Below are 20,162 nucleotides of genomic sequence, written 5' to 3' on the forward strand. Positions count from 1 at the left end.
GGGGCTCCGTTCGTTTCTCGTAATGCCGGACGCCTACCTCGCACTGGAGACGGGTGACGTCGTGGAGGCGCGCACCCGCGCTCCGGGCACGGCCCAGGGCGAACTCGTCTTCACGACCGCATACACGGGCTACGAGGAGAGCCTCACCGACCCCTCCTACGAAGCCCAGGTACTGACCTTCGCTTACCCCCTCATCGGGAACTACGGCGTCCGCGAGGAGCGATTCGAGGACGACCGCGTCCACCCATCCGCCGTCGTCGCCCGCGAACTCACCGACGACGTCGCCGACTGGCTCACGGCGGAAGGCGTGCCCGCCGTCGACCACGTCGACACCCGCGACCTCGTGCTCGACATCCGCGACCGCGGCGCGATGAAGGTCGGCATCGCCGCCGGCCCCGACGCCACCCCGGAAGACGCGAAGGCCGAACTCGACACCTGCCCGCACATGAGCGACATCGCCGACATCGGCGCGCAGGTCTCCGTCGACGAACCCGTCCACTACGAGGGAAGCGGCCCGTCCGTCGCGCTCGTCGACTGCGGCGCGAAAGGCTCCATCGTCGACTCCCTCACCGCCCGCGACGCCGACGTCACCGTCCTCCCCTACGACGCCACCCCCGAGGACGTCGAGGAAGTGGACCCCGACGTCCTCTTCATCTCGAACGGCCCCGGCGACCCCGCGAACTTCGAAGCCGCCGAAGGCCTCGTCGAAGAGTACGTCGGAACCCTCCCGCTCGCCGGCATCTGCCTCGGCCAGCAGGTCATCGCGCGCGCCCTCGGCGGCAGTACAGAGAAGATGGCGTTCGGTCACCGCGGCGTGAACCAGCCCGTCCGCGACCTGAGAACTGACAAGGTCGTGATGACGACGCAGAACCACGGCTACACCGTCGCCGACCCCGGCGACCTCGACGTCACGCAGGTGAACGTCAACGACGACACGCCCGAAGGCCTCGACTCCGCCGACCTCGACGTCATCACCCGCCAGTACCATCCCGAAGCGAACCCCGGCCCCCACGACTCCCTCGACTTCTTCGACGACGTCGTCGACCTCGCGAACCCCGACCACGAAATCGCCACCGCCGACTGACGCCGACGCGCGGCTTCCTGCCGCTGCTCTCGGCTTTCACCTCCTCTGCCGGTGGTCCTTCGTCGCTCGTCCCGGCATCCGATGCGGCGTCGACGGCTCCCGCACCGTTCACTTCCGATTCGCGGCGGACGCTTACCGCGTCGGCCCCGCATACGCCGCGTACGCCCTCCGGGGACGAGTCGCGGCTCGCCCAGCGCCCGGCCGTCGACGGCACGCATTTCGCGTACACCGAACTTCACGGCACGCTCTCCGGCGTCGACGCCGGCGACCGCCTGACTCACGGCGACAGCGTCCCCCAGCGCGAACCCTGGTACGCGCTTGGCGCGTTCGTCGCCGCCGCGGCCGCGACGCTCGCCGTCGCGTAGGAAAGAGAAGATCGAATCGGGTCGCGTTTCGAATCGTGGTCCGGGTCGCCCGCGGGTTACTCGCCGCCCCAGTTCGCGTGCGTGATGGGGCGCTGGCTGACGGGGAGGACGTCGAGGTCGTCGCCGCGGTGCGCGAGCGCCTCCAGCGCGGCTTTCGCGCTCGCCTCGGTGGAGAAGTACGGGACGTCCTCCTCGACGGCGGTCTGTAGCGCGTCGACGTCGCGGGAGACGAGGAAGTCCACCTCTCCGGTTCTGATGGCGTCGGAGACGTCGTCGAACTCGGCGAGGTCGTAGTACTCCTCGAAGCCGTCGACGTCGAGGTCGACGACGGCAGTCCCGGCGTCGGGGAGGTGGTTCGACGCGGCGTCCTGCGCCTTATCGTAGGCCTTCCCGAAGGTGTCCGCGGTCCCCATGACTTCGCCCGTGGACTTCATCTCCGGGCCGAGACGCGGGTCGGAGTCCGGCAGCCGGTCGAACGGCAGGACGACCTCCTTGACACTGTACTGGTCGGGGATGCCTTCGTCGACGTCGAGGTCGGCGAGCGTCTGGCCGGCCATCACTTTCGCGGCGAGCTTCGCGATAGGGACACCCGTCGCCTTCGAGACGAACGGGACGGTGCGCGAGGAGCGCGGGTTCGCTTCGAGCACGTAGACCTCGCCGTCCTTCACTGCCAGCTGGACGTTCAGGAGGCCGACGGTGTCGAGCGCGGTCGCGATGTCCTCCACGACCTCGCGGACGCGCGTCATCGTCGCGTCGTCGAGGCTCCGCGGCGGAATCACGCACGAGGAGTCGCCGGAGTGCACGCCCGCGGATTCGACGTGCTCCATGACGCCGCCGATGAGGACGTCCTCGCCGTCCGAGACGGCGTCGACGTCGAGTTCCACCGCGCCGTCGAGGAACTCGTCGACGAGGATGGGTTTCTCCGGACTCACGCGCACGGCTTCCTCGATGTAGTGTTCGAGCTCCTCGTCGCTGTGGACGATCTCCATCGCGCGCCCGCCGAGCACGTAGGACGGCCGGACGAGCACCGGGTAGCCGATGTCGTGCGCGAGGTCGAGCGCCTCGGCCTCGCTCGTCGCGCTCCCGCCGTCGGGCTGCGCGATGCCGAGTTCGTCCATGAGGGCGTTGAAGCGGTCGCGGTCCTCCGCTAAGTCCATCGCCTCCACCGAGGTGCCGAGGACGCTCGCGTCGAGGCCGCGGCGGTCGATCTCGTTCTCCAGCGGCTCCGCGATGTTGACGGAGGTCTGCCCGCCGAACTGCACCATCACGCCGTTCGCGCCGGTCGCCTCGACGACGTCCGCGACCTCCTCGGCCGTCACCGGCTCGAAGAAGAGGCCGTCAGAGGTGTCGTAGTCCGTGCTCACGGTCTCAGGATTGTTGTTGACGACGTGTGCCTCGACGCCCTCTTCGCGCAGCGCGCGGACGGCGTGGACGCTGCAGTAGTCGAACTCGACGCCTTGGCCGATGCGGATGGGGCCGCCGCCGACGACGACGACGGAGTCCGTGTCGGTGTCGACGCGGAGTTCGCCCGCGGCCGCGTCGCCCTCGAACGGCCCGCTGAACCACTCCGGCTTCCGCGAGGAGTAGTAGTACGGCGTCTGCGCCGCGAACTCGCCCGCGCAGGTGTCGACCTGCTTGTACGTGCGGCCGGGAACGGCCTCCTCGACGTCCGTGATGGGGGACGGTTTCGCCGTCGATTTCGACCCGCCGTCGGTCGTGAGGTCTTCGACGCTGCTCGGGATCCACGACGCGTTCGCGTCCGCGAACTCGCCGCCGCCGAGCGCCGTGATCTCGTGGTTCGTGAAGCCGGTCGTCGCCGCGCCCGTGAAGTCGCCCTCCGCTGCGCCCCGTGCGGCCTCGGCGACGTTCTGGAAGCGTTCCAGATACCACTCCTCGATACCCGTCAGAGCCTCGACCTCCGCGACGGAGTAGCCGCGGTCGAACGCCTCGAAGAGCGCGTACGGCCGGTCGGGGCTCGGCCGTTCGAGGTACTGCGCGTCGAGTTCGTCGTCGTCGAGCGCCCCCCAGTCGACGTCCGGGTCGTACTCCGAGGAGCGAAGCGCCTTCAGCAGGGACTCCTCGAACGTCCGCCCGATAGCCATCGCCTCTCCCGTGCTCTTCATCGCCGTGGAGAGCGTGAAGTCCGTCTCCGGGAACTTGTCGATGGGCCAGCGCGGCACCTTCGTCACCACGTAGTCGATGGCCGGCTCGAACGCCGCCGTCGTCTCCCCCGTGATCTCGTTCGTGATCTCGTGCAGGCGCTTGCCGAGCGCGACTTTCGCCGTCACGCGAGCGATGGGGTAGCCGGTGGCTTTCGACGCCAGCGCGCTGGAGCGGGAGACGCGCGGGTTCACCTCGACGACGCGGTATTCGCCCCCGGGCGTGCCGTCGTCCCGCCACGCGAACTGGATGTTACAGCCGCCCTCGATGCCGAGGTCGCGGATGACCTCCAGCGCTGCGTCCCGCATCTCCTGGTGGCCGTCGTCCGGGATGACCTGACTGGGCGTCACGACCGTCGACTCGCCGGTGTGGATGCCCATCGGGTCGATGTTCTCCATGTTGCAGATGATGACGGTCGAGTCGCCGGCGTCCCGCATCACCTCGTACTCGAGTTCGACCCAGCCGGAGATGGACTCCGTGATGAGGACCTCCGAGTTCCGGGAGAGGCGGAGGCCCTTGCGGACGCGCTCGTAGAGCTCGTCGATGTCCTCGACGACGCCCGAACCAGAGCCGCCCAGGGTGTAGGTCGTCCGGGAGATGACGGGGAGGCCGCCCACTTGGTCGACGGCGTCGTCGACGCGCCCGCGGAGGGCGTCCTCGTCGAGTTCGGTGGTCGTCTCGCCCTCGTCCAGCGTGATGGTCGTCGACTTCGGAACGGGCTGCCCGAGGCTCTCCATCCGCTGGCGGAAGAGGTCGCGGTCCTCCGTCGCGTAGATGGTGTCGAGCGGCGTCCCCATGATGTCGACGTCGAACTCGTCGAGCACGCCCTCCTCCGCGAGTTCGGCGGTGACGTTGAGTCCCGTCTGTCCGCCGAGCCCCGCGATCACGCCATCAGGATTCTCCTGTTCGATGACGTCCGCGATGGCCTCGGTCGTGATGGGTTCGATGTAGACGGCGTCGGCCATCTCGGGGTCCGTCATGATGGTCGCGGGGTTCGAGTTCACGAGGACGACGCGGACGCCCTCTTCCTGGAGGGCGCGACACGCCTGCGCGCCCGAGTAGTCGAACTCCGCTGCCTGCCCGATCTGTATCGGTCCGCTGCCGATCAGGAGAATCGTCCGCTCGTCGCTCGCGCTCATTACCACCACCTGGTGCGCACATCGTAATAAGCGGTGCGAAATTTTCCGCGTATCGAAACCCTATTACGAAAATCGTAACGACGGTGGGCGTGACCCGCGAACCCCGCTGAGACGACCACACGCACCGCTCTCCGCCATACGACACCACCGAAAACTCGAACCGACCTCCCTCGCCGACCTCCGACCCCTAGCGCGGGCCGACCCGGTCCGCGTCCCAATCCCGCTCCGCTCGGTACTCCTCGACGAACGCGGCCGCGTCGAACTCCGCCATCTGCGCTTCGAACTCGGACTGCGCGGACGCCTCCGTCCCGTGGCTCACCGCGTGCTCCATCAGCTCCACCATCAACTCCACCGCGTACTCGTGGAGCGTGCGCGCGTCGAAATCCGCCACCCACGCCGCCGCGTACCCGACGTCGCCGTTCGCGCTCGCGTCGACCGCGACGACGTCCTCCGGGAACTCCTCGCGCACCGCACCCATCAGGTGGACCGTCGAGAACTCGTCGAACTCGTCCTTCTCGCTCGGCTCCACCGCCTCCCGAAGCACGTCGACGACGTCCTCCGGGAAGAACCGACCGAGGGGATGCATATCCATCACCACCGCGTGCGTCTCCCCGCACGCGCACCCGAACTCCCGCATCCCCAGGTCGAGGTCGCCCCGCTCGATGCGCTCTCCGCAGGGTAACTCGACGCCGCCTTCCTCGCGCCCGCCGTCCTCCTCGGGATTCGGGACGCCTGGCTCGCTCATACTCTTACTCCAGTCGCGCGCCGCAAAATCACGTCGGTTCCGACTCGCACGGCCGTTCGCCGTCCGAGGCCCTTCGCCCTCGGCCGTCTATCGAACCGGCCGAAATCCTTCCGTCTGTCGAACCCGCCGAGAACCTCCGACTACGGCCAGTCGTCGCGCTCCGCCGCCTCCGACGCCGCGTCCGCGACCTCGTCGCCCTCGCCGAGCTCCCACTCCGCCGCCTCCGCGGCGTCCTCGACGTCGAGGTACTCCCAACCGGTCTCATCCGCGAGCGCCTCGTCCTCGTCCGTCGTCCCGATGAAGACGTGACGGTCCGTGTCGAACTGCTTGCGGACGCTCTCCAGGCTCTCCGCCTTCCCCTTCGGCCCGGAGAAGAAGTCCTGGCGGATGCGCCGCTTCCGCGTGAAGTTCGTCACCACGTACGTCGGCTCGTCGCTCACCACGCCGACGTACTTCGTCCACTGGCGCGCGTCCGCGAACGCCGTCCCCGGCTTCGCGAGCCGCTGCAGCGCGGACAACTCGAACGCTAGCGTCATCTCCCCGCTCCCGCCCATGCTCATACCCGCCTTACGCGCCGCCGAGAGGAAAACGCCTTCGAAGCCCGCGGCTTTCGGTTCCGGTTCCGACGCCGATTCGGATTCCGGCTTCGACCGCTGTCTCGTGGCCTACTGTCGGCTCTCGCCCGCGAGGTCTCCCAGGATGTCGTCGACGGATTCCGCCGCCGACCGGAAATCCTGCATCGTGATGCCGTCCGTCGTCACGAACACCCCGCGGTCCGACCGCGTGATACGCACGAGGTAGCCGTTATCGAACGCGCGAATCGTGAACTGGTACTCGCCGAGCTCCGAGTTGCTGTACGCGCCCTGCGTCACGTTGTAATCCTGCCACTCCGCGCCGATGAACGCCATCAGGTCCGCGTCGCGTTCGAGGTCCGAGCGCAGGTAGATCTGCTCGTAGTCGTTGTGCGTGAAGTACGTCGCCGACCGCAGGCTGTCGCCGAGCGCCGTCCGCGCGACGGTGACGAGGCGGTCGCGCGGCCCGTCGCCGAGAAGCTGATCCGACATACCCGCCGAATCACACCGCGGGAGTAAGAAGGTTCGTACGGCGCGCTGCTACGTCTCGACGCGGACGTAGACGTCGACGACCGTCCCGTCGTGTCGGATGTAGACGCCCGTCCGGGCGTTCGTGTCGTTCCTGACGGCGTCGAGGTCCCGTCGCACCGCGTCCACCGCGGTGAGGTCGACCGCCGCCGCGTCGTCCGCGACGGCCTCCTCGACGACGCTCTGAACGACCGCGCTGTCCGCGAGCCGAGAGTCGTTCAGCGGAACCGCCTCGGGCCTATCCGTCCCGAGTTCCGTCGTCGCGTAGAGGGTGGCGTCGCTCGACCCGTTCCCTGCGTGTAGACGACGCCGGCGGCGACCGCGGCGACGAGGACGACAGCGGCGAGGAGGAATCGGCGACGCATACCGCACCGACGACCCAGACGGAATTACGTTTCTCTCAGGCTTCGAGTTCGACGTCGAGGTCCTCGAGGTCGAAGTTCTCGCGGAGGAGGACGTCCCGCTGGTCGGCGACCTCGGCTTCCTGCTGCATGAGCTGTTTGTACTTCGACTGCGGCGCGAGGTTCCCGATGAGGACGCCGCCGACGATCTTCCCGTCCTTGAACGCGATGCGCCGCCACTCCGTCTCGGAGTACTTGCGCTCCGCGTGGTCCTCGCCAATCGTGGGGAAACCGAAGGAGAGGAAGGGGAAGTCGAAGTGGGTGATGGAGTACGAGGACACCCAGCGGAAGGCGTCGACCTCGCTCTCGACGTCGTCGGCCGTCATCGCCTTCGCGGCGACGCTCCCCTGCTGTTTCGCGCTGCCCCACGAGCCGTTCTGCGCGCGCTCGCTGAGGATGGTGTCGTGGAACTGCGTCAGGTCGCCGGCCGCGTAGACGTCGTCGACGCTCGTCCGCATGTACTCGTCGACGACGATGCCGTTGTCCGTCTCCACGCCCGTATCCTGGAGGAGTTCGAGGTTGAAGTTCAGGCCGATGGCGACGCCGACGAACTCCGCGTCGTAGCGCTCGCCGTTCGGGTCGACGGCCGCGGTGACGTTCCCGTCGTCGTCCGTCTCGAAGCGGTCGACGCCGGAGTCGAAGACGGGTTCGACGCCCTTCTCGCGGAGGGCGTCGTGGATGATGTCCGCGCCCTCCTTGCTCATCGCGTACCGCCACCAGGCGTCGCCGCGCATCAGGTAGTGCGCGTCGAGCCCCTGTGCCGCCGAGATGGCGGCGAGGTCGATCCCGAGGAGGCCCGCGCCGACGATGACGCTCGTCGACGCTTCCTCCGCGTGCTCCTTGATGCGGCGCGCGTCCTCGAACGTCCAGAAGTGGTGGATGCCGTCAGCGTCGGAGTTCTCGACGGGGAGCTGCGTCGGCGTCCCGCCCGTCGCGACGAGAAGCTCGTCGTACGCGAGCGTCTCGTCGTCGTGCGTGTAGACCTCGTGTGCGTCCGTGTCGATGCCGGTGACGAGCGTGTTCAACGCGAGGTCGATGTCGCGGTCGTCGTACCAGTCCTCGTCGTGGATGGAGATGGGTGCCTCCGGGAGTTTCCCCTTCGCGAACTCCTTGATGAGAATGCGATTGTAGAGGGGCTCTCCCTCGTCGGTGACGACCGTCACGTCCGCGTCGGGCTCGCGCTCGCGGATGGTCTCCGCGGCGGAACTGCCCGCGATGCCGTCACCGATAATCACGTACGACTCAGTCATAGCGGGAGATAGCAAGTCCGGGTTAAAGTGGATTGCTATCCGTCGAAGGAAACGGCAACCGCTGCCGCGGTGACCGGCGTCGGGGCGTTTACGGTCCTCGAACCCGAAGACGCAGACATGAAAATCCACCAGAACGTCAAACACTTCGCGTTCAAGAAATCCCTCGAGCTTCCCGTCGTCGGCGAGAAAACCCACGAGCGACTCGTCGGCATGCACGTCGACATCTTCCTCGGGAAGGCCGACGCCGACCGCCGCGACGAACGCGAAGCCCACCTCGAAGCGTTCTTCGACGGCACCATCGACATGTACCTCGCCGCGCTCCAGGCCGGCCACCCGGAGGCGGCCGCTCGCGAGATGACGCACGTCGTCGCGAACTTCGACTTCTACAACCACGGCTGGACGGAGATGATGGAGTTCCCCGCCGACGAGCTCTCCGAGCACTACGACCGCTACGCCGACTTCTTCGCCGCCCACGACATCACGCTCGACGACCCGCTCGGCGAGTTCGTCCCGGCAGGCGGCGTCCCGGACGCCCCCGCGACTCCCGACAAACTCGACGACGGCGACTACGCGAACGCCGACGCCGGCTACGCCGACGACGTCTACGTCGAGGACGCCGACGGCGACCTCCACAAGGGCGGCACCTCGAACGCCGACGACGACGCCGACGTCACCGCCTGAGTCAGACGGCCACTACTCGATAATCCGGTCGGCGCACTCGTAGCCGGCGACGATAGCGCCGTTCAGCGAGCGTTCGGGATACTGGGCTTCGCTCGCCATACCCGCATAATAGACGCCGTCGCCGACGTCGTCGGCGAGGTCGTAGGGAACGACCATGTCGAGGTAGCCGCGCTCGTAGACGGGCGCGGTCCGCGGGTTTCGCGCCGTCTTCATCCAGTTCACCTGACTCCGGTCGAAGTCCGGGAAGAGCGACTCCAGCCCGTCCAGCCAGCGCTCCTCGACTTCTTCATCGCTATCCTGCCACGCGGGGTCCTCGGGGCTCTGGATGTACTTCGGGACGTAGAGGAGGTGTTCGCCGCCGTAGTGCGACTCGTCGATGAAGTTCGTGTGCTCGATGAGCGCGCCGAACGGCGCGTCGTCCGCGACGTTCAGCCAGTACGTATCAGTCAGCGAGTTCTCCATCGAGACGAGCGTGCAGACGGTGCCCTGGAACTCGATGTCGCACTCGTAGCCCGTGAGCGCCTCCAGTACGTTCGGCATCGCGGCGACCACGACGCCGTCGACGTCGAACGTCTCCGCGTCCCCCGCCTCGCCGCGCTCCACGGTCAGCGTCGTCGCCGCGCCGCCCTCGATGCCGACGTCCGTCACGCGCACTCTCGTCTCGATGACGTCCCGGCCGACGTCGTCGACGAGCGCGTTCGTGAACTGGTAGAAGCCGCCGTCGAGGTAGCCCAGCGGCTCCCCCTTCAGGAGGTCGCGCTCCCCGCGGAACTTAATCCTCCCCAGCAGCCAGGCGGCGGAGACGTCCTCTTTGCGCTCGCCGAACTTCGCGTCGAGGAGCGGCTCGAAGAACGTCTCGTAGACGTTCTCGGTCGTGTGCCGCAGGCAGAACTCACGGACTGAGACGTCCTCGAAATCCTCGAGGTCGTCGAACGTGTCGAACTTCGGAATCCCCTCGGAGACGTCGACGTCGAGGACGAGCATCCCGAGTCTGAACGTGTCGTACACGCTCCAGTGGGGGAACGCGAGGATCTCCCACGGCTTGTCCATCGGGTGAATCTGGCCGTCGATGTAGTAGGCGTTCTTCCCGATCGGCCACTCGAGCTTGTCGCCGAGGCCGAGCTCCTCGATGAGGTCGACGATGGTCTCCTCGCTCCCGGAGAGATGGTGGTAGTATTTCTCGATGGGGTCGCCGGCCGTCTCGTAGGAGGCGGCGAGGCCGCCGAGGTCGTCGCTCGCCTCGAACACGCGGACGTCGTGGCCGGCGGTCTGGAGCCGACGGGCCGCCGCGAGCCCGGCGACGCCGCCGCCGACGATACCGATCATGTCCGCGAATCCGGGGGGCGAGCGGTTTACCGTTACGGTCTGCGGCGTTCGCTAGGCTTTTCTCCCCGCCTTCGGTAGGTAGGGGGAGAATGGTTACCGCGTGGGCACCGGCGACGAGCGCGAACCTCGGGAGCGGCTTCGACACCTTCGGCGTGGCGCTCGACCGACCGGGCGACGTCGTCACCGTCGAGCGCGCCGAGGAGACGACCATCGAGATGCGCGGCCTCGGGAGCGAGTTCATCCCCGAAGACCCCGCGAAGAACACCGCCGGCGTCGTCGCCGCCGAACTCGACGCCCCCGCCCGCATCACTATCGACAAGGGCGTCCGCCCCTCCTCCGGCCTCGGGTCCTCCGCGGCCTCCGCGGCCGCCGCCGCCGTCGCCCTCGACGACCTCTACGACCTCGGCCTCGACGACGAGACGCTCGTCCGCGCCGCCGCTGAAGGCGAAGCCGTCGTCTCCGGCGACGCCCACGCCGACAACGTCGCGCCCTCCATCCTCGGCGGCTTCACCATCGTCCGCGAGGACGGCGTCTTCTCCGTCGACACCGACCTCGCGCTCGTCGCCTGCCTCCCCGACCGGGTCGGCTCCACCCGCGAAGCCCGCGACGTCGTCCCGCAGGAGACCACCCTCGACGAACTCGTGCACACGGTCGGGAGCGCCGCGACGCTCGTCGCCGGCATGTACGAGAACGATCCCGTGCGCGTCGGCCGCGGCATGGACGAACGCGTCGTCACGCCCGCGCGCGCCGCCCTCATCGACGGCTACGACGCCGCCCGCGAAGCCGCGCTCGACGCCGGCGCGACCGGCGTCACGGTCTCCGGGGCCGGCCCCAGCGTCCTCGCCGTCTGCTACCCCGGCCGTCGTCGCGACATCGCCGCCGCCCTCACCAGCGGCTTCGACGCCGAAGGAATCGACGCGCGCGCCTTCCAGACGCGCGTCGGCGACGGCGCGTACATCCTCGACCGCTGACAACCCCACACCCTTTTGACGCGCCCGACGCGACGTTCCGGCGTGCCCTCCAGACGACAGTTCCTCGCCGCCAGCGCGAGCGCCGCGACCGCCGGGCTCGCCGGCTGTGCCGCCCTCGACGCCCCCGCGTTCGAACCCGGGAGCGACGCCAGCACGGACTGGCGGACGCCGCGCTACGACGCACGGAACACCGCCTACGCGCCGAACGCCGCCGCGCCCCGCGACGGCGTCCGCGAACGCTGGACGTACACTGACGCCGCCGCCTGCGGCGCGCCAGCCGTCGCCGACGGCACCGTCTTCCTCCCGACACCGGACGCCCTCGTCGCGCTCGACGCCGAAACCGGCGACGAGCGATGGCGGTTCACCGGCGAGAACCGCGGGCCGTGGCCGCGCAGCCCCAGCGTCGGCGGCGGACTCGTCTACACGACCACCGAACGCGGCACGGTCTACGCCCTCGACGCCGAAACCGGCGACGTCGCGTGGTCGCTCGCCGACGCCGGCTCTCTCTCCGGTCGCCCCCGGCTCGTCGACACCGACCACGCGAACGCGCTCTTCGCCGGCAACGACCAGGGCGTCCTCCGTCGCATCCACCCCGAAACCGGCGAGGTCTCGTGGCAGTCGGACGTCTTCGGCGCGCCGACCCGAATGGCGTCCTCGCTGTCCGTGCTCTACGTCGGCACCCGCGCCGGCACCGTCTACACCTACGCGTGGGCGGTCGAACACGACGACCCGCCGACCGAGAGCGGGCGCACCGACGCGGGCGGATCGGTCGACGGTCTCGTCCCCGGACCAAACGGCGTGCTGGTCACGGCCGTCGGCGGCCCGCTCCGCTACTTCGCCAACGGGACGGCGGTCGACGCGCTCCCCGCGACCACGGCGAACGCCGCGCCGGTGAAAGCCGGGTCCACCCTCCTCACCGCGGGGTACGACGCGCTCGCGTCCTACCGCGGCTTCGACTCCGAGCAGTGGTGGCGGACGCGCGGTCGCTTCGACGCCACACCGCCCGTCGCCGCCGGCGACACCCTCTACGCGTCCAGCGGCGACCGCGTCCACGCTTTCGCGCTCGACGGCGGTGTCGGCGCGTTCGGCTACCGCTTCGGCATCGAACGCTGGTCGCATCCAACACCTGGTTCGGTCGAAGGGCTCGCCGTCGCCGACGGCGCGCTCTTCGCCGCCTGCCAGCGAACGGAAGACGCCGGTGTCGGTCTCTACTGCCTCGAACCCGCCTGAACGCGGGACGCGAGCGCCGACAGCGCCACCGGCAACGCGTCGACGGCGTCCGGACTCTCGCCGAACGCGGGGTTCCAGTCCCCGGGCGCGACGTAGTCGCTCACGAGGTAGAGCGCGCCCGCCGCACACCCACGATAGTCGCCCACGGCGAACGTCGCCGCGCCCTCCATCTCCACCGTCAACACGCCCGCGTCGCGGTACTGCTCGACCTCCCGCCGCGTCTCCCGGAAGAACGCGTCCGTCGTCCACGTCGCCCCCGTCGCGTAGCGCTCGCCCTCCGCCTCCAGTTCGTCCGTCAGCGCGCCCACCAACTCCGCGTCCGCCGCCACGCGCTCCGCGTCCGGGAGGTAGTGGTGACTCACGCCCTCGTCCCTGACGCCTTCGTCGGCGACGACGAACGCTGACTGCGGGTGGTCCGGCTGGAGACAGCCCGCCCACCCCACCGAGAGAAACACGTCCGCGCCCGCCGCGTGCAGGACTTCGAGCACCATCGCCGTCGTCGGCGCGCCGATTCCGAAATACCCGACGACGCCGAGGTCCGCCGAGACGTCGAGGTCCGTGAAGCGGTGGAGTTCGAAGTCGAACAAGCCCTCGCCGGAATCGACGCGTTCCGTCTCCCGCGCGTCGAGCACGCGGTCGAGGAAATGCGGCTGGTAACACACTAACACGCCGTCGGGCGCGTCCGCGACCAGGGGCGTCCCGCGCTCCGCCGCGTCGTCCAGCACGTCGTCCGGCGTGAACACCGCGGGCTCGTCGTACTTCTCCGGATAGTTCGGCAGCGGCATCGTACGCACGCGTTCCGTGCGCCGAACCTTCAAATGCGAGGACGCGGCGACGTCACCGTATCACCCGAGAAGCATCCGCGGGCGTCCGCTTCGGAACGCGGCGACGCCGCGCCCGCGGAGAGAACTCCTCGGACGGCGAATGGCCGTCCGAGTAGGAAGGGAAAATCGGCGTCGTCCGAACGCCCCTCAGAGTTCGTCGAGGACGGCCGCGGCGACGTCGTCCGTGCCGGCGTCGCCGCCGAGGTCGGGCGTCCGCGGGCCGTCTTCGAGGACGGCCTCCACCGCGTCGCGAACGCGGTCTGCGTCCGCGCCGTAGCCGAGGAAGTCGAGGAGCATCGCCGCCGAGAGAATCGCCGCGCAGGGGTTCGCGACGCCCTCGCCCGCGATGTCGGGCGCGGTGCCGTGCACGGGCTCGAAGACGCCGCGCTCCGGGCCGACGTTCGCCGACGGCAGGAGGCCGAGCCCGCCGACGAGGCCAGCAGCTAGATCGGAGAGCACGTCGCCCGCGAGGTTCGGGCAGACGACGACGTCGTACTCCTCGGGCCGCAGACAGAGATGCATCGCGAGCGCGTCCATCAGCGCTCGCTCCGTCTCCACCCCGCGCTCGTCGGCGACGCCCTCGACCGCGTCGAGGAACCGCCCGTCCGTCTCCCGCATCACGTTCGCCTTGTGCGCGACCGTGAACCCCTCGGGCGCGTAGTCGCAGGCGTACTCGGCGAGCCGCTCGCTCGCCGACGTCGTCACGACGCGCGTGAGCGTCGACACGTCCGCCGTGAGCTTGCTCTCGATGCCCTTGTAGACGCCCTCGGAGTTCTCCCGGAGGAAGACGAGGTCCGTCTCCGGGCGGAGCGCGTCCACGCCCGGATACGCCTTCGCCGGGCGGACGTTCACGAAGGAGTCCACCGCCTCGCGGAGCGGGAGAATGACGTCCGCCGCGCTCTCGCCGACGGAGCCGAAGAGCGTCGCGTCAGCCGACGCCACGAGGTCGTAGGTCTCCTCGGGGAGCGGGTCCCCGGTCGCTTCGAGCACGGCGTCGCCAGCGTCCGCCTCGACGAACTCGAAGCCGCGGTCGAGCGCATCGAGCACGTCCACCGCCGGCGGGACGACCTCCCGGCCGATACCGTCGCCGGCGACGACCGCAATCTCCTCACTCATCGACGTAGGGGAGGGCCGCGGCGGTCTCTCGCACTGTCTCCTCGTTCGACTTCATCAGCGCCGTCGTGTCCCAGACGCCGTCGACGAGCGCCTTCCGCTGCGCGTCGTCCACCTCGACGTCCACGGTCGTGTCGCCGTACGTCACCGTCTCCGCGGCGACATCCACGTCGATGTCCGCGTCCGGGTGGTCGGCGATCCAGTCCTGGAGCTCGGTGACGGTCTCGTGGTCCGCGACCACGGTAGGGATGCCGAGCGCGAGGCAGTTCCCCGCGAAGATCTCCGCGAACGACTCGCCGACGATGGCGTCGATTCCCCATCGCTGGAGCGCCTGCGGCGCGTGCTCTCTGGAGGAGCCACAGCCGAAGTTCGCGTTGACGGCTAAGACCGACGCGCCCTGATAGCGCTCCTCGTTGAACGGGTGGTCTTTCGGCTCGTCGTCATCGGTAAAGCGCTGGTCGAAGAACGCGAACTCGCCGAGGCCGTCGAAGGTGACGACCTTCAGGAAGCGCGCGGGGATGATCTGGTCCGTGTCGATGTCGTTCCCGCGGACGGGCACGCCCGTACCGGAGACGTGCTCGACGGTGTCGGCTGGCCCGCTCATGCCCGCACCTCCCGGACCGGTTCGAGGTCGCGGACGTCCGTCACCTCGCCTTCTACGGCGGCGGCGGCGACCATCGTCGGACTCATGAGGACGGTCCGCCCCTCCTTCGAGCCCTGCCGACCCACGAAGTTCCGATTCGACGACGATGCGGAGGTCTCCGCGCCCTCCAGCTGGTCGTCGTTCATCCCGAGGCACATCGAACAGCCCGCGCCCCGCCAGTCGAAGCCCGCTTCTCGGAAGATCTCGTCGAGGCCTTCGGCTTCGGCGGCGGCTTTCACGCGCTGGCTTCCGGGGACGACCATCGCGCGGACGTCCTCGTGGACCTCGCGGCCGTCGACGATGTCGGCGGCCGCGCGGAGGTCGGGGAGACGCGCGTTCGTGCAGCTCCCGAGGAACGCGACGTCGATGGGGTAGCCCTCCATGGTGTCGCCGGGCTCGACGCCCATGTGTTCCTGTGCGCGCTCCGCGACGTCGCGTTTGTCCGCCGGGAGGTCCGCGGGCGCGGGAATCGGCTCCGTGACGCCGACGCCCTGCCCGGGCGTCGTCCCCCACGTCACCGTCGGTTCGATCTCCGACCCGTCGATTTCGACGACGTCGTCGTACTCGGCGTCCGCGTCGGACCGAATGGACTCCCAGTACGCCTTGCGCGCTTCGAACTTCTCGGGGTCGTCCTCGAATGCGTCGGTGTCGCGCAGGAACTCGTAGGTGGTCTCGTCGGGGTTGACGTAGCCCGCGCGCGCGCCGCCCTCGATACTCATGTTACAGATGGTCATCCGGCCCTCCATGCCCATGTTCTCGATGACGTCGCCGGCGTACTCGTAGACGTAGCCGACGCCGCCGTCGGTGCCGAGCTTCCGGATGATGGTGAGCACGACGTCCTTCGCGGTGACGCCGTCGCCGAGCTCGCCGTTCACCTCGATGCGGCGGACGTCCTGTTTCTCCATCGCGATACAGCCCGTGGCGAAGACGTCGCGAATCTGGGAGGTGCCGATGCCGAACGCGAGCGCACCGAACGCGCCGTGCGTCGCCGTGTGGCTGTCGCCGCAGACGATCGTCATCCCCGGCTGGGTCTTCCCCTGCTCCGGGCCGATGACGTGCACGATACCCTGATTCCCCGTGTCGGGGTGGTCGAACTCGATGCCCGCCTCGCGGACGTTCTCCTCGAGCTCGCGCATCATCTCCTCGGCGGCGTCGTCGCCGTACGGTCGCTCTCGGTCGCCCGTCGGGACGATGTGGTCGACCGTCGCGTGCGTCCGCTCCGGATACGCGACCTCCATCCCGCGCTCTCTGAGCATCCCGAACGCCTGCGGACTCGTCACCTCGTGGATGAGGTGGAGCCCGACGAAGAGCTGCGTCTGTCCGGACGGAAGCTCCGTCACCGCGTGGCGGTCCCAGACCGTATCGTAGAGCGTTCCCTCGCTCATTCCTCTGCTTCGCCGCCCCGCTCCCATACCTCGTTCGGGTCGGGGGTGTCGCCGTGCTCGTGGTCGATATCCTGCATCGCCGCCGTCGGCTCGGACCCGGACTCCTCGTCCGCCGCCGACTCACCACCGTCCGTCAGCTCCGGGCCGCGTCGGAAGAGCCGGCCGAAGGTGTTCTCCGTGCTGTTCGGGTCTGTGTGGTTGACGTTTCGCATGTTCATTGTCGGACCTCCGCCTCCGTCTTCTCGGGCTCTCGCTCGGTCTCCTGTTCCGCCCACGCGAAGAGACCGCGGAGTCGCTCCCCGACGTCCTCGATCTCGTGGTTCCGCTCCGCGTGGTGGCGCTGATTGAACGACGGCCGGCCCGCCTGGTTCTCCGCGATCCACCGCGTCGCGAACTCGCCGTTCTGCACGCGGTCGAGCGTCTCCTGCATGTTCTCGCGGACGTGCTCGTCGACGACCTCGTCGCCCTCGACGAGCCCGCCGTACTCCGCGGTGTCGGAGACGGAGTCCCACATCTCGCCGAGCCCGCCCTCGTACATCAGGTCGACGATGAGCTTCATCTCGTTCATGCACTCGAAGTACGCCATCTCCGGGCTGTAGCCGTTCTCGACGAGCGTCTCGTACCCCGCCTTGATGAGGCTGGTGACGCCGCCGCAGAGCACGGCCTGCTCGCCGAAGAGGTCGGACTCCGTCTCCTCCTGGAACGTCGTTTCGAGGACGCCCGCCCGAGCGCATCCGATGGCCTGCGCGTACGCGAGCGCCTCCGACTTCGCCTCACCCGTCTCGTCGCGATGCACGGCGAGCAACGCCGGGGTGCCCTCGCCGGCCTCGTAGTTCCGGCGGACGAGGTGACCCGGGGACTTCGGCGCGATCATCGTCACGTCCACGCCGGGTTTCGGGTCGATCTGCCCGTAGTGGATGTTGAACCCGTGCGCGAACTGGAGGGTGTCGCCCGGCTGGATGGCGTCCTCGATGTCGGCGTAGACCGACGGCTGTACCGTGTCCGGGACGAGCATCGACACGACGTCCGCCTGCTCGGCCGCCTCCACGGGCGTCGCCACGTCGAGGCCGTCCGCTTCCGCGGCGTCCCAGGACGCGGAGCTCTTCCGGAGCCCCACGACGACGTCGACGCCGGAGTCGTCCAGGTTCTGCGCGTGCGCGTGGCCCTGACTCCCGTAGCCGAGCACGGCCACGGTCTTGTTCGTGATGTCGCGTTCGTCCGCGTCGTCGTCTCGATAGATCGGCTGGGTGAAATCGTCAGTATCAGTCATTGGATTCTCGTGTTTCCTGCGTCCCGCCCGCCAGCGCCGCGGTGCCCGTGCGGGCGACCTCGCGAACGCCGAATCGTTCGAACGCGGCGATGGCCGCGTCGACTGCTTCCTCTGAGCCCGTGAGCTCGACCGTCACGACCTCCGGGCCGGCTTCGACCGCTTCTCCGCCGTACATCTCCGCGACCGCGGCGACGCCGGCGGGGTCGTCGTCTTCGACCTTGATGAGCGCGAGTTCGCGCTCGACCGCGCCGGAGAGCTCGCTGACCGAGTGGACGGGCGCGAGCTTCCGCAGCTGGCGTTTCGCCTGCTCGACGCCGGGTCCGGGCTCGCGGACGACGATGGTCATCCGCGCCATCCCCTCGTCCGTCGTCGGGCCGACGGTCAGGCTCTCGATGTTGAACTGGCGGCGCGCGAACAGCCCCGCGACCTCGGAGAGAACGCCGGGCTCGTGGTCGACGAGCGCCGACAGCACCTCGCGGCGCTCCGCGGGCTCCGCCTCGACGTCCGGGTCGATGCGGATGCCCTGGCTGTTCCGCCGCCCGGTCGCCTGCTGGCGCTCCTCCGGGTCGGGCCCCTGCAGTCCACCCGTCATAGGTGTTCCTCCCGGAGCGCGAACGCGCCGTTGTCCCCGCCGCTCGGAACCATCGGGTAGACGTCCTCGCGCGGGTCGATGCGGCAGTCGACGACGCTCGGCCCGTCGTACTCGCGGGCCGCCTCGACGGTGTCCGCGACGTCGTCGTAAGTGTCGATGGTGAAGCCGGCCGCGCCGAACGCCTCCGCGACCGTCGCGAAGTCCGGCCCCCACGGGTACTCCGACGCCGTCCGCCGGCCCTCGAAGAACGCGTCCTGCCACTGGCGGACCATCCCGATGGCCTCGTTGTTCAGGACGAACACCGTGATGTCGAGCTCCTCGCGAACCGCGACGGAGAGCTCCTGACACGTCATCAGGAAGGAGCCGTCGCCCTCGAAGGAGACGACTTCCCGCTCCGGTGCGGCGACTTTCGCGCCGATGGCCGCCGGGAGACCGTACCCCATCGTCCCGAGACCGTGGCTGGAGACCCACGTGCGCGGCTCGGTGAACGTCCAGTACTGGACCGCCCACATCTGGTGTTGGCCGACGCCGGTCGTGACGACGGTGTCTCCGGCCGTGGCTTCGTCGACGGCTTCGACGACGAACTGCGGCTTCACCGGTTCGTCCTCGGGCGCGTCGTAGTCCATCGGATACTCGCGCTCCCAGGTCTCACACTGCGCCTGCCAGTCGGCCGCGTCGGGCGACCGCGGGACCGCGGAGTCGAGCTGGTGGAGGACCGCGCTCGCGTCACCGATGAGCGGGTAGTCCGCGTGGACGTTCTTCGACACTTCGCTCGCGTCGATGTCGATGTGCGCGATGCGCGCCGCGGGCGCGAACGTCTCCACGCCCCCGGTGAGCCGGTCGTCGAACCGCGTGCCGACCGCGAGCATGAAGTCACAGTGCGTGAGCGCCATGTTCGCCGGACCGGTCCCGTGCATGCCCGCCATCCCGAGCGCGAGCGGATGCGTCTCGTCGAACGCGCCGACGCCCGGCATCGTCGTCACGACGGGCACGCCGTGGTCGACGGCGAACTGCCGGAGCTCCGGCGTCGCCTCGCCCTTGATGACGCCGCCGCCCGCGAGGATGACGGGTTTCTCCGCGGCGGCGAACGCCCGCGCCGCCTCGTCGACGGCCTCCGCGGGCGCTTCCGGCGTCGGCTTCGTCTCCGGTTCGTGGCTCGGCGACGTCGCCGTCTCCGCCTGCGTCACGTCCTTCGGCAGGTCGACGAGCGTCGGCCCCTGCCGGCCTTCGCTCGCCGCCGCGACCGCGTCGCGGACGGTGTCGCCGACCGTCCCCGCGTCCGTCGCGAAGTAGTTCGTCTTCGTGATCGGCGTCGTCACGCCCGTCGTATCCGTCTCCTGGAAGGCGTCGTTCCCGACCATGTCCGTCGGGACCTGCCCGGTCAGCGCGACCATCGGGTCCGAGTCCATGTCCGCGTCCGCGAGGCCCGTGACCAGGTTCGTCGCCCCCGGCCCGGACGTCGCGAGGCAGAGCCCCGGCTCGCCCGTGACGATTCCGTAGGCGTCGGCGGCGTGCGCCGCGCCCTGCTCGTGCGCCATCGTCACGTGCCGGATGTCGGACTGGCCGAGCGCGTCGTAGACGGGCATGATCGCGCCGCCCTGCACGCCGAACCCGACCTCGACACCCGCGTCTTCCAGCGCCGAAATCGCGGCTTCCGCGCCGGTCTGGACCGCTCGTTCCGCGGTTCGCGTTTCACTTTCAGTCTCGCTCATCGATACCGTCCTCGTGTCGTGTTCGTTCTCATCGTGGCTGTGGTGCTGTAGCTTCGAAATCCGTGCGACGACCGGTCTGAGAAGTGGGATGGTGAGGGGACTACGCCCCTACGATAATCGCGACCACAGCCGCGCCGCTCGCGGCGGGCGAACCCGAGCGCGTGGCGCGTG

19 protein-coding genes are annotated in these 20,162 nt (G+C 69.2%); 4 read left to right on the forward strand and 15 right to left on the reverse strand.

Going from position 1 to position 20,162, the window contains the following annotated elements:
- Nucleotides 1–22 precede the first annotated feature (22 nt).
- Nucleotides 23–1,084 carry a glutamine-hydrolyzing carbamoyl-phosphate synthase small subunit gene (carA, locus tag IEY26_RS03920; protein ID WP_188976043.1) on the forward strand — a complete coding sequence of 354 codons (1,062 nt, stop codon included), beginning with the start codon at nucleotides 23–25 and terminating at the stop codon, nucleotides 1,082–1,084.
- Between the two features lie 421 nt (nucleotides 1,085–1,505).
- On the opposite strand, the gene carB is transcribed toward carA, so the two are convergent.
- From carB to IEY26_RS03950, 6 genes are all read right to left on the reverse strand, one after another.
- Nucleotides 1,506–4,748, reverse strand: a complete 3,243-nt coding sequence (gene carB, locus IEY26_RS03925) for a carbamoyl-phosphate synthase large subunit (protein ID WP_188976045.1) — start codon at nucleotides 4,746–4,748, stop codon at nucleotides 1,506–1,508.
- A 187-nt stretch (nucleotides 4,749–4,935) separates the two neighbouring features.
- Nucleotides 4,936–5,493 carry a DUF5815 family protein gene (locus IEY26_RS03930; protein ID WP_188976047.1) on the reverse strand — a complete coding sequence of 186 codons (558 nt, stop codon included), beginning with the start codon at nucleotides 5,491–5,493 and terminating at the stop codon, nucleotides 4,936–4,938.
- A gap of 140 nt (nucleotides 5,494–5,633) precedes the next feature.
- Nucleotides 5,634–6,053 (reverse strand): DUF7124 domain-containing protein, encoded by a 420-nt coding sequence (locus IEY26_RS03935; RefSeq protein WP_188976049.1) that lies wholly within the window; start codon nucleotides 6,051–6,053, stop codon nucleotides 5,634–5,636.
- A 105-nt stretch (nucleotides 6,054–6,158) separates the two neighbouring features.
- Nucleotides 6,159–6,557: a DUF7522 family protein gene (locus tag IEY26_RS03940; RefSeq protein ID WP_188976051.1), complete on the reverse strand. Its 399-nt coding sequence runs from the start codon at nucleotides 6,555–6,557 to the stop codon at nucleotides 6,159–6,161.
- Nucleotides 6,558–6,605: 48 nt separating this feature from the next.
- On the reverse strand, nucleotides 6,606–6,965 hold the full coding sequence (locus IEY26_RS03945) for a hypothetical protein (protein WP_188976053.1): 360 nt from the start codon (nucleotides 6,963–6,965) through the stop codon (nucleotides 6,606–6,608).
- Between the two features lie 28 nt (nucleotides 6,966–6,993).
- The gene (locus tag IEY26_RS03950) at nucleotides 6,994–8,244 is read right to left on the reverse strand and encodes an NAD(P)/FAD-dependent oxidoreductase (protein ID WP_188976055.1); all 1,251 of its coding nucleotides are present in this window, start codon (nucleotides 8,242–8,244) and stop codon (nucleotides 6,994–6,996) included.
- 117 nt (nucleotides 8,245–8,361) lie between these two features.
- Here IEY26_RS03950 and IEY26_RS03955 point away from each other — a divergent pair, with 117 nt between their 5' ends.
- Complete coding sequence (locus IEY26_RS03955; protein ID WP_188976057.1) at nucleotides 8,362–8,925, forward strand: DUF6149 family protein; 564 nt, start codon at nucleotides 8,362–8,364, stop codon at nucleotides 8,923–8,925.
- Nucleotides 8,926–8,937: 12 nt separating this feature from the next.
- On the opposite strand, the gene IEY26_RS03960 is transcribed toward IEY26_RS03955, so the two are convergent.
- A complete protein-coding gene (locus IEY26_RS03960; RefSeq protein ID WP_188976059.1) occupies nucleotides 8,938–10,251 on the reverse strand; it encodes an NAD(P)/FAD-dependent oxidoreductase in 1,314 nt (437 codons plus the stop codon).
- Nucleotides 10,252–10,340: 89 nt separating this feature from the next.
- Here IEY26_RS03960 and IEY26_RS03965 point away from each other — a divergent pair, with 89 nt between their 5' ends.
- Both IEY26_RS03965 and IEY26_RS03970 read left to right on the forward strand, forming a co-directional pair.
- On the forward strand, nucleotides 10,341–11,222 hold the full coding sequence (locus tag IEY26_RS03965) for a homoserine kinase (RefSeq protein WP_188976061.1): 882 nt from the start codon (nucleotides 10,341–10,343) through the stop codon (nucleotides 11,220–11,222).
- A gap of 42 nt (nucleotides 11,223–11,264) precedes the next feature.
- On the forward strand, nucleotides 11,265–12,452 hold the full coding sequence (locus IEY26_RS03970) for a PQQ-binding-like beta-propeller repeat protein (protein ID WP_188976063.1): 1,188 nt from the start codon (nucleotides 11,265–11,267) through the stop codon (nucleotides 12,450–12,452).
- Here the strand turns inward: IEY26_RS03970 and IEY26_RS03975 are convergent.
- From IEY26_RS03975 to ilvB, 8 genes are all read right to left on the reverse strand, one after another.
- On the reverse strand, nucleotides 12,431–13,237 hold the full coding sequence (locus IEY26_RS03975) for a nucleoside phosphorylase (protein ID WP_229773913.1): 807 nt from the start codon (nucleotides 13,235–13,237) through the stop codon (nucleotides 12,431–12,433). The two genes, IEY26_RS03970 and IEY26_RS03975, sit on opposite strands and share 22 nt — an antisense overlap.
- Nucleotides 13,238–13,423: 186 nt before the next feature.
- On the reverse strand, nucleotides 13,424–14,392 hold the full coding sequence (locus IEY26_RS03980; RefSeq protein WP_188976065.1) for an isocitrate/isopropylmalate dehydrogenase family protein: 969 nt from the start codon (nucleotides 14,390–14,392) through the stop codon (nucleotides 13,424–13,426).
- Nucleotides 14,385–14,993, reverse strand: a complete 609-nt coding sequence (gene leuD, locus IEY26_RS03985) for a 3-isopropylmalate dehydratase small subunit (protein WP_188976067.1) — start codon at nucleotides 14,991–14,993, stop codon at nucleotides 14,385–14,387. Before leuD ends, IEY26_RS03980 begins: the two co-directional genes overlap by 8 nt.
- Complete coding sequence (leuC, locus tag IEY26_RS03990; protein ID WP_188976069.1) at nucleotides 14,990–16,417, reverse strand: 3-isopropylmalate dehydratase large subunit; 1,428 nt, start codon at nucleotides 16,415–16,417, stop codon at nucleotides 14,990–14,992. Before leuC ends, leuD begins: the two co-directional genes overlap by 4 nt.
- A complete protein-coding gene (locus IEY26_RS03995; protein WP_188976071.1) occupies nucleotides 16,414–16,635 on the reverse strand; it encodes a hypothetical protein in 222 nt (73 codons plus the stop codon). Before IEY26_RS03995 ends, leuC begins: the two co-directional genes overlap by 4 nt.
- On the reverse strand, nucleotides 16,632–17,687 hold the full coding sequence (gene ilvC / locus IEY26_RS04000) for a ketol-acid reductoisomerase (RefSeq protein ID WP_188976073.1): 1,056 nt from the start codon (nucleotides 17,685–17,687) through the stop codon (nucleotides 16,632–16,634). The genes IEY26_RS03995 and ilvC overlap by 4 nt, the downstream gene beginning before the upstream one ends.
- Complete coding sequence (gene ilvN / locus IEY26_RS04005) at nucleotides 17,680–18,279, reverse strand: acetolactate synthase small subunit (protein ID WP_188976075.1); 600 nt, start codon at nucleotides 18,277–18,279, stop codon at nucleotides 17,680–17,682. Before ilvN ends, ilvC begins: the two co-directional genes overlap by 8 nt.
- Nucleotides 18,276–19,991: a biosynthetic-type acetolactate synthase large subunit gene (gene ilvB / locus IEY26_RS04010; RefSeq protein WP_188976077.1), complete on the reverse strand. Its 1,716-nt coding sequence runs from the start codon at nucleotides 19,989–19,991 to the stop codon at nucleotides 18,276–18,278. Before ilvB ends, ilvN begins: the two co-directional genes overlap by 4 nt.
- Nucleotides 19,992–20,162: the final 171 nt, after the last annotated feature.

Origin of the sequence: Halocalculus aciditolerans (assembly GCF_014647475.1) — an archaeon.
Classification (GTDB): domain Archaea; phylum Halobacteriota; class Halobacteria; order Halobacteriales; family Halobacteriaceae; genus Halocalculus; species Halocalculus aciditolerans.